This is a genomic window from Streptomyces sp. YIM 121038 (assembly GCF_006088715.1).
Lineage (GTDB): Bacteria > Actinomycetota > Actinomycetes > Streptomycetales > Streptomycetaceae > Streptomyces.
This window is the reverse complement of record NZ_CP030771.1, coordinates 2456717-2470328: the sequence shown is the minus strand read 5'-3', so window position 1 is coordinate 2470328 and position 13612 is coordinate 2456717. Positions and strand designations below refer to the sequence as shown.

Annotated in this window: 13 protein-coding genes; 7 read left to right on the top strand and 6 right to left on the bottom strand. The window is 74.6% G+C overall.

Going from position 1 to position 13612, the window contains the following annotated elements:
* Positions 1 to 38: 38 nt before the first annotated feature.
* Positions 39 to 1082, bottom strand: a complete 1044-nt coding sequence (locus tag C9F11_RS10095; RefSeq protein ID WP_138958946.1) for a DEDDh family exonuclease — start codon at positions 1080 to 1082, stop codon at positions 39 to 41.
* 77 nt (positions 1083 to 1159) lie between these two features.
* On the bottom strand, positions 1160 to 1798 hold the full coding sequence (locus C9F11_RS10090; protein ID WP_249401669.1) for a TetR family transcriptional regulator: 639 nt from the start codon (positions 1796 to 1798) through the stop codon (positions 1160 to 1162).
* Positions 1799 to 1880: 82 nt separating this feature from the next.
* Between C9F11_RS10090 and C9F11_RS10085 the strand changes: the two genes are divergently transcribed.
* From C9F11_RS10085 to C9F11_RS10055, 7 genes are all read left to right on the top strand, one after another.
* Entirely contained in the window at positions 1881 to 2678 is a 798-nt protein-coding gene (locus C9F11_RS10085; protein ID WP_138958944.1) for an acetoacetate decarboxylase family protein, read from the top strand.
* Positions 2678 to 3562: an SDR family NAD(P)-dependent oxidoreductase gene (locus tag C9F11_RS10080; protein ID WP_138958943.1), complete on the top strand. Its 885-nt coding sequence runs from the start codon at positions 2678 to 2680 to the stop codon at positions 3560 to 3562. Before C9F11_RS10085 ends, C9F11_RS10080 begins: the two co-directional genes overlap by 1 nt.
* A gap of 9 nt (positions 3563 to 3571) precedes the next feature.
* Complete coding sequence (locus tag C9F11_RS10075) at positions 3572 to 4966, top strand: amidohydrolase family protein (protein WP_249401668.1); 1395 nt, start codon at positions 3572 to 3574, stop codon at positions 4964 to 4966.
* Positions 4963 to 6189: an amidohydrolase family protein gene (locus C9F11_RS10070; RefSeq protein WP_138958942.1), complete on the top strand. Its 1227-nt coding sequence runs from the start codon at positions 4963 to 4965 to the stop codon at positions 6187 to 6189. Before C9F11_RS10075 ends, C9F11_RS10070 begins: the two co-directional genes overlap by 4 nt.
* 24 nt (positions 6190 to 6213) lie before the next feature.
* Positions 6214 to 6924 carry a VIT family protein gene (locus C9F11_RS10065; protein ID WP_138958941.1) on the top strand — a complete coding sequence of 237 codons (711 nt, stop codon included), beginning with the start codon at positions 6214 to 6216 and terminating at the stop codon, positions 6922 to 6924.
* Between the two features lie 102 nt (positions 6925 to 7026).
* Positions 7027 to 7920 (top strand): sterol desaturase family protein, encoded by an 894-nt coding sequence (locus tag C9F11_RS10060; protein WP_138958940.1) that lies wholly within the window; start codon positions 7027 to 7029, stop codon positions 7918 to 7920.
* Positions 7917 to 8681, top strand: a complete 765-nt coding sequence (locus tag C9F11_RS10055) for a lysoplasmalogenase (protein WP_138958939.1) — start codon at positions 7917 to 7919, stop codon at positions 8679 to 8681. Before C9F11_RS10060 ends, C9F11_RS10055 begins: the two co-directional genes overlap by 4 nt.
* Here the strand turns inward: C9F11_RS10055 and C9F11_RS10050 are convergent.
* The 4 genes from C9F11_RS10050 to C9F11_RS10035 all read right to left on the bottom strand — a co-directional run bounded on the left by C9F11_RS10050 (position 8650) and on the right by C9F11_RS10035 (position 13599).
* A complete protein-coding gene (locus tag C9F11_RS10050) occupies positions 8650 to 9597 on the bottom strand; it encodes a CopD family protein (protein ID WP_249402158.1) in 948 nt (315 codons plus the stop codon). The genes C9F11_RS10055 and C9F11_RS10050 overlap by 32 nt on opposite strands.
* Positions 9598 to 9825: 228 nt before the next feature.
* The gene (locus tag C9F11_RS10045) at positions 9826 to 11385 is read right to left on the bottom strand and encodes a CoA transferase (protein WP_138958937.1); all 1560 of its coding nucleotides are present in this window, start codon (positions 11383 to 11385) and stop codon (positions 9826 to 9828) included.
* 7 nt (positions 11386 to 11392) lie between these two features.
* Complete coding sequence (locus tag C9F11_RS10040; RefSeq protein WP_249401667.1) at positions 11393 to 11959, bottom strand: hypothetical protein; 567 nt, start codon at positions 11957 to 11959, stop codon at positions 11393 to 11395.
* 89 nt (positions 11960 to 12048) lie between these two features.
* Positions 12049 to 13599, bottom strand: coding sequence for a S8 family serine peptidase (locus C9F11_RS10035; RefSeq protein ID WP_138958936.1), 1551 nt, complete (start codon positions 13597 to 13599; stop codon positions 12049 to 12051).
* Positions 13600 to 13612 lie beyond the last annotated feature (13 nt).

The following is a 13612-nucleotide window of genomic DNA, read 5'->3' as shown; positions in this document are numbered from 1 at the left end:
GTGCGGGGCGAGCGGCGGGCGGGCGAGTCGCCCGGCAATCACCCGTCTGACGCCGGGGGCTGAGCGCGGCGGGCGGCGCCCGCGGCCGTGCCGTCGGCCGGGGCCACGTCCTGGAGGAGCTGGCCGAAGGCCGCCTCGTCGATGACCGGGGTGCCGAACGACCGCGCCTTCGTCGTCTTGGACGTGCCCGAGTCCGGGTCGTTCGTGACGAGCAGGCTCGTGAGCCGGGACACGCTCGTCGCGATGTGCAGGCCCGCGTCGAAGGCGCGGTCCTCCAGGAGCTCGCGGTCCACGGAGGTGTCGCCGGAGAAGGCGACGCGCATGCCCTGCTTGAGGGGCTCGCCCGGCTCGTACCGCCCCGGGTTCGGGTAGGGGCAGGCGGGGCGCTTGCGGGAGGCGCGCCAACTCTGCGCGCGGTACGCGGACTCGGACGCCGGGGAGCCGGTGGCCTGGCGGCCGATGCGGGCCGCGCCGTCGGCCCACTCGGTCAGCGGGCGGCACTCCAGGAGCGGCAGCCGCACGCCGTCGCTCGCGGCCGCGCGCAGGCTCGGGCGGAACGCCTCGGCGAGGACGCGCGCGTCGTCCAGGGCGTGGTGCGCGTGCCGCTGGACCACGCCGAAGTGCGCGGCGAGCGACTCCAGCTTGTGGTTGGGCAGCGGCAGGCCGAGCTCCTTGGAGAGCGCGATGGTGCACAGGCGCTGGCGGACCGGCGCGGTGCGCTCCGCGCGCGCGTACTCCCTGGCGATCATGGACCAGTCGAAGACCGCGTTGTGCGCGACGAGGACGCGGTCGCGCAGGCGCTCGCCGAACTCCTCGGCGATGTCCGCGAAGAGCGGGGCGCCGGCGAGCTGGTCGCTCGTCAGGCCGTGGATCCACACCGGGCCCGGGTCGCGCTGCGGGTTCACCAGCGTGTACCAGTGGTCCTCGACCTCGCCGCGGGCGTCGAGACGGTAGACCGCGGCGGAGATGATCCGGTCGTCCTTGGACAGCCCTGTGGTCTCCACGTCGACGACCGCGTACCTCGACGGGTAGGCGGTCGGCCAGGAGTCTGCGGACGCGGCGAGCGTGCGGTCTTCGAGCATGGTCCCTGAGGATACGGGCCACGACTGACAGTCACGCCCGTGGGCCACCTACCTCCCCTCGCGCCCGGCCCTCCGCGTCACGGCGCCGGGCCGAGCAGACCCCTCACCAGGGCCCGCACCGAAAGGGTGAAGAGCCGCTCCGCGTCCAGGGGGCGCGTGAGGGCACGGGCGAGCGCGGGGTCGGCGTCCGCGGCGCCCGCGTCCCAGAGCCGGTGCTCGCCGGGGCGCTGGACGGGCGCGCGCTCGCGGTTGCGCTCCACCAGGACGTGGCCGACGACGTGGACCTGGAGCGCCCGCACGGCGTCGGCCGCGCGGGCGCCGCGCAGCCCCGCCGCGTGCAGCTCGCGCACCAGGACCCGCTGGGCGGGCAGGAACATGCGGTCCGTCAGGCCGCGTTCGTGGACCATCGCGACCAGATGGGGATGGTCGCGCAGCTGGTGGCGCAGGGCGCGCGCCACGGAGACCACGCGCTGGGCCGGGGTGCGGCCCCGCGGCCGGATCTCGCCCAGGTCGGCGAGGGTGCGCTCGACGAGGGCGTCCAGGAGCGACTCGCGGTTGCCGACGTGCCAGTAGATGGAGGTCACGGCCGTGCCGAGCTCGGCGGCGAGCTTGCGCATGGTCAGGGCGCGCGGGCCGTGCTGCTTGACGAGGCCCGCCGCGGCGTCCAGGACCTGGTCCCGGTCGAGGTGGGCCGTCCGCGTCTCTTTACCCTTCACGGGCTCTGTTGTAACTGTGTTACAGAACCTCCCGCAAGACGTCGCAGACACCTGACGGATCGTCAACGAAGGGCGGTACGACATGGCACGCGTACGCTACGGCGCGCGCACCGAGGCGGAGCTGGCCGCGGCACGGACAGCGAACGCGCGGCTCCCGGAGATCTGGTCCACGGGCGTGGTCGCCCTCTGGGAGAGCGACCCGGACGTGGTCGCGGCGGTCCTGCCGCCGCCCCTGAAGCCCACCGCGCGCCCCTTGGTGCGCGTGAACATCAGCAAGGTCGAGCTGCCCGGCTACCCCCTGGGCGCGGGCTCGGTCGCCGTCGCCGCCGAGCACGGGGCGGTGGCGGGCTGGTACCCCCTGGTGATGCCGATGACCCACGAGCGGGCCCTGACCGGCGGCCGCGAGGTCTTCGGCGAGCCGAAGAAGCTCGGCGAGGTCACGGTCGAGCGCGACGGCCTCGTCGTCCGCGCGGCGCTCGCCCGGCACGGCATCGCGTTCGTCGAGGTGCGCGGCGGCGTCAGCGGCCCCCTGCCGCTGCCGGAGCCCACGCGCAAGACCGACTTCTACTTCAAGTTCCTGCCCGCGGTGGACGGCTCGGGCTTCGACACGGACCCCGTGCTTGTCCACTGCGTCCGCAACGAGAAGGTCCGCAAGCTGGAGCGGATCACCGGGGACGTGGTCCTGCGCGAGTCGATGTACGACCCGGTGGCCGACCTGCCCGTGCGCCGCCTGGTGGAGATCACCATCGGCGAGAAGACCAGCGACCAGCGGGGCACGGTCGTCGAGCGGGTCAGCCCCGAGGCGCTCCTGCCGTACGTCCACCAGCGCTACGACGACGCCCGGCAGGTGCTCGACGGGCCTCCGGAGGGCAGTGCCTGATGGAGCTCGCGACGGGACAGGTGGCCGTCGTCACCGGCGCGGCCGGCGGCATCGGGCTCGCGCTCGCGCGCGGGTTCGCGGCGCGGGGCCTGACGGTGGTGCTCGCCGACGTCGAGGAGGGCGCCCTCCACGAGGCGGCGGACGGACTGCGCGCGGAGGGGGCGACGGTCCACGCGCGCGTGGTCGACGTCGGCGTGCGCGAGCAGGTCCACGCGCTCGCCGAGGACACGTACGAACGGTTCGGCGCGGTGCACGTCCTGTGCAACAACGCCGGGGTCGGCTCGGGCGCGGAGGGCCGCATGTGGGAGCACGAGCCGAACGACTGGAAGTGGGCCTTCGAGGTCAACGTGTGGGGGGTCTTCCACGGCATCCAGGCGTTCGTGCCCCGGATGATCGCCGGGGGAGAGCCGGGGCACGTCGTCAACACGTCCTCCGGGGACGGCGGCATCGCACCGCTGCCGACGGCCTCCGTGTACGCGGTCACGAAGGCGGCCGTCGTCACCATGACGGAGTCCCTGTACGCGCATCTGCGGGCGGAGCACGCGCGCGTGGGCGCGTCCGTGCTCTTCCCCGGGCCCCACATGCTCCGCACGGGCCTGTGGGAGTCGCACCGCAACCGGCCCGAGCGGTACGCCAAGCAGCGCCCCCGCAAGGCCCCGTACCGCACCCTCGGCCAGTGGGAGGCCGCCCTGCGCGAGGCCGGGCAGGAGGTCGTCTTCACCCCGGTCGAGGAGGTCGCGGACCTGGTGGTCGAGGGCATCGTGGCGGACCGCTTCTGGCTGCTGCCCGCGAGCGAGCACAGCGACCGGCAGATCAGGGCGCGGGCGCGGTCCATGCTGGAGCGCTCCGCGCCGGACTACCTGGAGAAGTTCATCCTCGACTGAGGAGTCCCGATGACGGACCCGCACGAGACGCACACGCCGCACGAGACGCACGAGACGTGCAAGACGTACGAGACGTACGAAACCCGCGCGACCCCCGAGGCTCCCGCCGCCCCCGACGGCCCCGCCGCCCACGACCCGTACCTGGTCATCTCCTCGGACTGCCACGCCGGTCTGCCCACCGAGGAGTACCGGCCCTATCTGGAGGCCCGGTACCACCGGGAGTTCGACGCGTTCCTGGCCGGGCGCGAGCGGCGCCGCGAGGAGATGACGCGGCTGGGCATCCGCAACGAGGCCTTCGCCGCGAAGTGGTTCAGCGACAACGAAGAGGGCCTGAAGGGCGGCTGGGACGCCGGGCGGCGGATCAAGGAGCTGGACGGCGACGGCGTGGCCGCCGAGGTCGTCTTCCCGGACGCCGACGCCGTCGACAGCCGGACCGCGGCGCCCTTCGGGGTCGGCCTCGGCCTCTCCGGGGACCAGGACCCCGACCTCGGCATGGCGGGCGCGCGGGCGCACAACCGCTGGCTCGCCGACTTCGTGTCCGAGCACCCCGAGCGGCACTGCGGCGTGGCCCTGCTGCCCGTCACCGCGGACCCCGGCCGCGTGGTGGCCGAGATCCACCGGGCCAGGGAGTCGGGGCTCGGCGCGCTGATGATCCCCTCCATGTGGGTCGACAAGCCGCCCTACCACGACCGCCGCTACGACCCCGTGTGGGCCGCGGCGGCCGCGTGCGCGATGCCGGTGATGACCCACTCCGGGGCCGCGCCGCGGCACGAGTACGGCGACCACCTCGGCGTCTACGTCTCCGAGGTGACGTGGTGGCCCGCGCGGCCCCTGTGGTTCCTGCTGTGGTCCGGGGTGTTCGAGCGCCACCCGGGGCTGCGGTTCGGCGTCGCGGAGTCCGGCTGCTGGTGGCTGCCGAACCTCCTGTGGTTCATGGACCGCCTCTACCTGGGCGCGCACGGCGGCAAGAAGCTGTCGCCCTTCGCCGAGCTGACGCGCCCGCCGCACGCGTATCTGGACCGGCAGGTGTTCGTCTGCGCCACCAACACCAAGCGCCGCGAGCTCGCCCAGCGCTACGAGATCGGCGTCGACAACATCTTGTGGGGCAGCGACTTCCCCCACCCCGAGGGCACCTGGCCCGGCACGCGCGCGTGGCTGCGCGACACCTTCCACGACATCCCGGTGGCGGAGACCCGGCGCATGCTGGGCCTCGCCGCCGCCGAGGTGTTCGGCTTCGACACCGCGCGGCTCGCCCCGCTGGCCCGCCGCATCGGGCCGACCCCCGCCGAACTCGGCCAGGACCCCGACCAGGACGCCGTCACCGCCTCCTGGGCGCGCTCGCGCGAGGTCGGCCGCCACTGGCTGACCGGCCACGACTTCCCGACCCTTGGGGTGAACCGATGACCGAGCGCCACACCGTCATCTCCGCCGACTGCCACGCGGGCGCGGACCTCCTCGACTACCGGCCCTATCTGGAGTCCCGCCACCACGACGCCTTCGACGCCTGGGCGGCCACGTACGTCAATCCGCACGAGGACCTCCTCGCCGACACCGCCGACCGCAACTGGAACTCCGAGCGCCGCCTGGCGGATCTTGCGCGGGACGGCATCGTCGCCGAGGTCGTCTTCCCCAACACCATCCCGCCGTTCTTCCCGTCGGCGTCCCTCATGGCGCCCGCCCCGACGCGCGAGGAGTACGCGCTGCGCTGGGCGGGCCTGCGCGCCCACAACCGCTGGCTCGCCGACTTCTGCGCGGCCGCCCCGGGCCGCCGCGCGGGCGTCTTCCAGATCCTGCTCAACGACGTCGACGAGGCCGTGAAGGAGATCCGCCGGGCCGTCGCGGCGGGGCTCACCGGCGGTCTGCTGCTCCCGGGCACCCCGCCGGGCTCGGGCCTGCCCGAGCTGCACGCGCGCGCGTACGACCCGATCTGGGCGGTCTGCGCCGAGCTCGGGGTGCCGGTCAACCACCACGCGGGCTCGGCGTCGCCGCCGCTCGGCGAGGAGCCCGCGGCCCGCGCGGTGTTCATGGTCGAGACGACGTGGTTCTCGCACCGGGCGCTGTGGCACCTGATGTTCGGCGGCGCCTTCCGCCGCCATCCCGGGCTCCGCCTCGTCCTCACCGAGCAGGGCTCCGGCTGGATCCCCGGCGTCCTGGAGATGCTGGACTACTACCACGGGCGGCTCGTCGCGGCGGCGACGCGGGCGGACACCGCCGAGTCCAAGTTCGGGGCCGGGCTCGCGGAGCAGATGGGCAAGGGCCCCTCGCAGGTGTGGCGGGAGAACTGCTTCGTGGGCGCGAGCTTCATGCGCCCGCACGAGGCGGCCCTGCGGGAGCGCATCGGCCTGGACAAGGTCATGTGGGGCAGCGACTACCCGCACGACGAGGGGACCTACCCGTACTCCCGGGAGGGCCTGCGCGCCGCCTACGCGGGCCTTCCGCACGCGGAGGTCGCCGCCATGGTCGGAGGCAACGCCGCGCGCGTGTACGGCTTCGACCTGGAGCGCCTCGGCGCCCTCGCGGCCGAGGTCGGACCCACGGTCGAGGAGCTCGCCGAACCCCTCGAGGAGGCCCCGGCCGACGCCACGAGCCCGGTGTTCGCCTCCGGAGGGTCGGTCCGCGTCTGGTGACACGGGCGGTGCCATGCTCCCCCTGTGACGGAAGCCACCCACGAGGAAGCGCACGGCGGCGCCCTGGGGTCCCGCCTCAACTGGCTGCGGGCCGCCGTGCTCGGCGCCAACGACGGCGTGGTCTCCACCGCGGGCCTGGTCGTCGGCGTCGCCGGGGCCACCGACGACCGCGGCACCCTCCTGACGGCGGGCCTCGCGGGCCTGCTCGCGGGCTCCATGTCCATGGCGGCGGGCGAGTACGTGTCGGTGTCCACGCAGCGCGACTCCGAGAAGGCCGCCCTGGCCCAGGAGAAGCGCGAGCTGCGCGAGCAGCCGGAGGCCGAACTCGCGGAGCTGACCGACCTCCTGGCCGGGCGCGGGCTCAGCCGCGACGTGGCCCGCGAGGCCGCGCAGCAGCTCACCGAACGGGACGCGCTGCGCGCCCACGCGCGCGTGGAGCTCGGCATCGACCCCGACGAGCTCGCCAACCCCTGGCACGCCGCGTGGGCGAGCTTCGTCGCCTTCACCGTCGGAGCCCTGCTCCCGCTCCTCGCGATCGTCCTGCCGCCGGCCTCCTGGCGCCTGCCCGTCACCGTCGTCTCGGTCCTCGCCGCGCTCGCCCTCACGGGCCTGGCGAGCGCCCGCCTGGGCGCGGCCCGCGTGCGCCCCGCGGTGCTCAGGAACGTCCTCGGCGGGGCCCTGGCGATGGCGGTGACCTACGCGGCGGGAGCGCTCCTGGGAGCGGCCGGAGTCTGAGGGGCAAGGGCGGAGATCGCCAACAACTGAGGGCGTACCGCCGGTAATACTTGTCGGTAACAACCTCTAGGCAGCAGGCCGGAGCCCGCCTACGGTGACGGCATGTCGTCCCCGAACCTGCCCGATGTGGTGCTCTGGTCGATCCCGGCCTTCGTGCTGCTCACCGTCGTCGAGATGGTGAGCGTCCGCGTGCACCCCGACGAGGACGCCGCCGGGTACGAGACGAAGGACGCGGCCACCAGCGTCACCATGGGGCTCGGCAGCCTCGTCTTCGACCTGCTGTGGAAGATCCCGATCGTCGCGGTCTACTCGGCCCTCTACTCCCTGACGCCGCTGCGCGTGCCCGTCCTGTGGTGGACGGTGCCGCTGATGCTGCTCGCGCAGGACTTCTTCTACTACTGGTCCCACCGGGGGCACCACGTCGTCCGCATCCTGTGGGCCTGTCACGTGGTGCACCACTCCAGCCGCAAGTTCAACCTGACGACCGCGCTGCGCCAGCCGTGGACGTCCCTCACGGTGTGGCCGTTCTACGTGCCGATGATCCTGTGCGGCGTGCACCCGGCGGCCGTCGCCTTCTGCTCGTCGGCCAACCTGGTCTACCAGTTCTGGGTCCACACCGAACGCATCGGCAAGCTGCCGCGGCCCGTCGAGTACGTCTTCAACACGCCCTCGCACCACCGCGTGCACCACGCGTCCCAGGGCGGCTATCTGGACCGCAACTTCGGCGGCATCCTCATCGTCTGGGACCGCCTCTTCGGCTCCTGGGTCCCGGAGACGGACCGCCCCGTGTACGGCCTGACCAAGGACATCACCACGTACAACCCCCTGCGCGTGGCCACCCACGAGTACGCGGCCATCGCCAGGGACGTGAAGCGGGCGACCAGTTGGCGCGCCCGCGCGGGCCACGTCTTCCGGGGCCCGGGCTGGCAGCCGACACCTCCGCCCGAGCCGACGGCCGCCCCACAGCCGCAGAAGACTCCGGAGCGCGCGGCATGACCCGCCCCACGCCCACTGTGGGCAATCGTTCCGCAGGGCGAGCGGGGTGTCCCCTGCTCGAGCGAAGCCGAGAGCTTGGGGAAGGGTGGGCACAGCCCACGCCGCCCCGCGCCGGAAACCAGGGCCGGGCCCCCTGGGCCCTGGCCGCCTTCGCCCTGCTCGCGCTCGGCGACCTGGTCGGCGTGGCCGCCGGATCCGGCCTCGCCCACACCCTCCTGAAGCCCCTCCTCATGCCGGCGCTCGCCCTCTACGTGGTGTTCAGCGGCGGCCCCCGCCTCCTCGTGGCCGCGCTGGCCTTCGGCTGGGGCGGTGACACCCTCCTCCTGGCGGACGCCGACCCCGCGTTCCTCGCCGGAATGGCGTCCTTCGCGGCGGGCCACGTCTGCTACCTCGCCCTGTTCCGGCGGTGGGGGACCGCCCACCCCAGGCCCCGGGGCGCGGGGCTGGTCCTCGCGTACGGCGCGGCGCTCGGCGTCACCGTGGCACTGCTCTGGCCCGACCTGCCGCCCGATATGCGCCTCCCGGTCGCGGGCTACAGCCTGCTGCTCACGGCGATGGCGGGCGGTGCCACCACTCTGGGGCTCACGGCGGCCACGGGCGGCGCGCTGTTCCTGCTCTCGGACACGCTCATCGCGACCGACGTGGCCGACTGGCCGCAGGCCCCGCGCCCCGACTTCTGGATCATGCTCACCTATCTGGCGGCCCAGGCCCTCCTGGTCCGCTCCGTCCTCACCAGCGGATCGGCAGCGGCACGGCGGTGAGCAGCGCCGACACGGCGACCACGGCGCCGAGCACGAGCACCTCGGCGCGCGCGGGCGCGTAGGCCGCGATCCGGTCACCGCCGGAACACCGCTTCAGACGGCGCCGGGCGAGCAGCGCGAGGACGGCCACGACGGCCACGAGCAGCAGCTTGGCGAGCATCGTGCGGCCGTACGCGGTCGTCGTCAGCTGGTCGACGACGGTGTCCGGCGGCATGCGGCGCAGCGTGCTGACGATCCCGGTCGCGGTGATCGCCGCGAACAGGACGGCCGCCACGCGCGCGTAGAGGCTCAGTACGGCAACGGCCGCCTCCGGGGCGGACGTTCGCCAGCGCCACAGGGTCCGCAGCGCGTACAGCAGGCCGCCCGCCCACAGGGCCGCGCACGTCAGATGGACGAGGGTCAGGCCGGATCCCGCCAGGGCGGCGTCCTCCGCGGGCGGGTGGGCGCGCAGCGCCTCCGCGACGACCACCGCCGCCAGCGGCAGGACCGCGCTGTCCGGGCGGCGCGTGCGCGCGCACAGCGCGGCCAGGAGGAACGCGTTGGCCTCCAGGAGCGCGAGGCGACCGTCCCGCGACGCGTACAGACCGCCGAGGTCCAGGTCCGACGGCTGGTGCGGTACCAGATTGCCGCTGGCCACGACCGACGCGAGCCCCAGCGCCGCGAGGAGGCCAGCGCCCGCGGCCCACCACCCCCACGCGCGCGGCGCCGACGCCATCGGAGCCCCGGGCACCCGGCGCGCGACCCGGCGGATGAACACCTCGCCGAGCTGTACGCACAGCGCGGCGAACAGGACCGTCCGCAGAAACGTGATGCCCTGCGTGCCGGGCGCCTCGGCCTCGCCGGTACCGTCGAGCACGGCCGCGGGGCCCAGCAGCGGCACCACCGCGGCGACGGCCACGAGCACGAGCACGGCCACGGCGCGTCCCGACGACGCGCGGCGGTGCGCGGCACGGTGCCCCGCGCGCGGGGCGGCGGCCGCCTCCGACGGGGCCTCGCCTCCCGCCGAGGGGGCTCCTGCCGCCAGGGAGTCTCCGGTTTCCACGGACGGTCGTATGGTCACTACACGATCTTCACCAGTCATCCCACTTCGGGGCAAGTCCGGGCAAACAACTGGTGCGGTGCCCTTCCGCCCGGCGGGGTCCGCTCAGCGCCACACGGGTGCGTCCGCGCCCCAAGGGCCCGGCGGGCACGCCCAGTTCACCGGGCCGCCGGTGAAGGCGACCGGCGACCGGGCGTACCGCAGCCGCCCGAGAGGGCTGTCCGTGTGAGCGAGCCGGTCCGCGGGGTCGTACGCGTGCGTGCGGTCGGACGGGCCCGCGGGGGCGTCCGCGGCGGATCCTTCGCCCGCCGCGAGCCCGGTCGCGAGCCCCGACGCAGAGCCTGACGCGAGCCCCGACGCGGGTCCTGACGCGAGCCCCGGTGCGCGCCCCGGGGCGCCCTCGCCGTCCACCGCCCCGGTCAGCCACGCCGCCGTCCGGGCCAGAGCGAGCCGGGCGAGGCGGGTGCCGCCCGCGCCGTTCGTCCGCTGTTCGGTGAGCGCCCGCAGGACCGCCGCGGCCAGCAGATAGCCCGTGCCGTGGTCCAGGGCCTGCGCGGGCAGCGCGCCGGGCCGCTCCGGCGAGCCCTCCGTGGCGGCGATGCCCGTCGCCACCTGCACCAGGCTGTCGAAGCCGCGCCGGCGCGCCCAGGGACCCGCCGCGCCCCACGCCGACAGCTGCGCCACCACAAGACCCGGGCGGCGCTCGGCCAGTGCGTCGGGGGAGAGCCCGAACCGGTCGAGGGCGCCGGGCCGGTAGCCGGTCACCACCACGTCCGCCCCGGCGAGCAGGTCCCGGAACGTCCGCAGGCCCGCGCGGCCACCGAGGTCGAGGGCCGTGGAGCGCTTGCCGAAGCCCGTGTCCGCGTGCTGGTCGGGCAGCTCGGAGCGGTGCGGCGGGTCCACGCGCAGCACGTCCGCGCCGAGCAGCGCGAGGGTGCGGGTCGCGACCGGGCCCGCGATCACCCGGGTGAGGTCGAGGACGCGTACCCCGGCCGCGGGCAGCAGCGGCCCCGCCGCGGACGGCGGCAGGGTGCGCGGCGCGCCGTCGCCGAGCCGCTCGCGCGCCACCAGGGGCAGCCGCGCCACGGCCGCCGCCTGCGGGTGCGCGGCCCACTCCCGCGGGGTGCGCAGCGCGACGGCGAGACCCCCGGCGGCGTACACCGCGGCCTCGGCCTCGACGGCGGGCAGCGCGGCGAGCCGCGCGGCCACCGCGTGCACGGTCGCCTCGCTGTCCGCGTCGGCCGTGCTCGCGGTGAGGCCGAGGCCGGCGAGCAGGCGCTCCCGGTGGTGGGGATAGTTCGCGTGCGTGCGCACCCAGCCGTCCGCGGTGCGCCAGAACCGTGACAGGGGCGCGAAGGTGACCGGCGCGCGCCCGTCCACGAGCAGCTGCCGCTCACTGGTGAACGCGGCGGCCACGGCACCGTCGTCCACGCGCGCGTGCGGCACGGGCCCTCCCGTGCGCAGGGCCGCGAGCTCGGCCGCCGCGAGCGCGCAGGCGCCGACGCAGGCCCGTGCGAGGGCGCGTACCGGAAGCCGTGCGGCCAGGGTGTCGTCGCGCACGACGGGGGAGAGGCGGGCCAGGGCCTCCGGGGCGCCGCCGAGCGCCGCCCACGCGTACGCGGCCCCGGCGGTCGACTCCCCGTCGGGCAAAGGTGGTTGTGTCATACAGTCACTATGGCGTGGGTCCCGTGGTCCCGGGCTCGGAGGCCGCCGACCACCACAGCCGGATCTCCTCCGCGGGGTCCGAGGGCCGCAGCTCCCAGCCGCGGGCCGCCGCCGCCTCGACCACGTAACCGCCGCCCACGCCCCGGTACTTGCGCAGCGGCACCTCGCACTCCACCGGCGGGTTGGGCTTCTTGTCCTCCTTGGGCTTCGACGCCCGCTCCGTCCAGGTGTCCAGGTATCCGTCGACCCGGGCCCGGTAGAAGCCGTCGTCGCCCTCGTGCCGCAGCTCGGGCCAGGTCACGGTCCAGCGCGGCCAGATCGCGATCAGGCCGAGGACCCGGTCCATGACGCGCTCGGCGCCGCTCTCGAAGCCCGGGATCACGGTGAGGATCTCCGCGAACAGGGCGATCACGAGGGCCACGACGGCGAGGACGAGGAGCAGCAGCCACCACACCGGCAGCACGACCACCGTGACCAGGAACCGCAGGGCCAGCTGCCACGTCGGGCGCACCGGCTCGGCGCGCCACTGGTCGGGGCCTTCGTGGACGAATGACGAGTCTCGGTAGGCGTACATGGGCGGCATCCTCTCGCGAAGGGCCGGGCGGTCCGCAACCGCCCGGCCCCGACCGCCTCCCAGCGGTCCGGCGTTGCTCCCGTGGGGGGCTACTTCCGCACGGCGTCCAGCGCGTCGATCATGCCCACGCCGTAGAAGCCGTTCCTGTTCTTGCCGCCCTCGCACACCGCGTCGACCTTGCCGTCGCCGTCGATGTCGTAGGGGTCGGTGCACGGCACGGCGTCGGCCTGCCGGTACAGCAGGGCCTTCACCCGGGCCGCCGACGCCTTGGGGTGCGCCGACTTGATCAGCGCGGCCACGCCCGCGGCGTGCGGCGACGCCATCGACGTCCCCGCCTTGTAGCCGAACTTGCCGCCCGGCAGCGTCGACAGGATCAGCCCGCTGGTGGCGGGCGGCTGCGGCTTCTGGAACGCCGTCGAGTCGCCGCCGGGGGCCGCGATGTCGATGACGCCCTTGCCGTAGTTGGAGAACGAGGACTTCAGGCCCTTCGCGCCCGTGGAGGACACCGTCACGACGCCCGGCAGCTGCGACGGCAGGTCGAAGCAGTCCGCGGTCTTGATGGTGCGCTCGACCGGCGTCGAGTCGTTCGGGCTCGACTTGTCGACGATCTCTTCCTGGGCGAGGTCCGTCTTGGCGTTGCCCGCCGCCGCCACGTTCACGGAGCCCTTGCGCTCCGCGTACCGGCTGGCGCGGCCGACCGCGTCGACCAGGGCCCGCTGGTCGTCGTCCGTACGGCAGTTGAACAGCCACGGGTCCGTGTAGTAGCTGCTGTTCGTGACGTCCACGCCGTGCTCGGCCGCCCACACGAAGCCGCAGACGACGGCCTCCGTGTAGTACAGGCCGGTCGCCGGCTCGGCCACCTTCAGGCTCGCCACCTTCACGCCCGGCGCGACGCCGGTGACGCCGGTGCCGTTCTTCGCGGCGGCGATCGTGCCCGCCACGTGCATGCCGTGGTCGCTCTCCTTGGCCACCGGCCGCCAGGCGTTGTCCTTCTGCGTGGGCACACCGCCCAGACAGCTCGCGGACGCGTTCCTGTCGAAGTTCGGTGCGATGTCCGGGTGCGTGTCGTCGACCCCGGAGTCGAGGACGCCGACCGTCACCTTCGGGCTGCCCAGGGACTCCTTGTGCGCCTGGTCCGCCTTGATGGCGGGCAGGTCCCACTGGAGCGGCTCCAGCTCGTCCTGGCCGTCGGCCGCCGTGCCCGCGGCCGCCCGGGCCTCCTTCGCGGACAGCGGCCGCGCCGCGTCGACGTCGTCGCTCGACTGGGCGGACAGCGGCGTCGTGCGCGTGGCCCCCGCCGACTGCACGCCCTTGACCTGGCGGATCTTCTTCGCGAAGTCCGGGTCGGAGGAGTGCACGACGATGACGCCGATCTGGTCGTACGCGATGACGACCTCGCCGCCCGCCGCGGCGATGGCCTTCTTGACGTACTTCGCCGTCCAGCCGCCGTGTCCCTCACGGACGTTGACGACGTAGCTCATGGCCGATCCCTCGGCCTTCGGCTGCTGCGCGGCGGGCACGGACGGCGCGTCGGGCTGCGCCGCCGCCGTGCCCGGCAGGAAGGCGAGCGCGGACACCACGGCCACACCGAGGGGAAGGGCGAGCGCACGACGTCCGAAGGATGCGGAGTGCCTGGTCACGTAGGTACTCCCC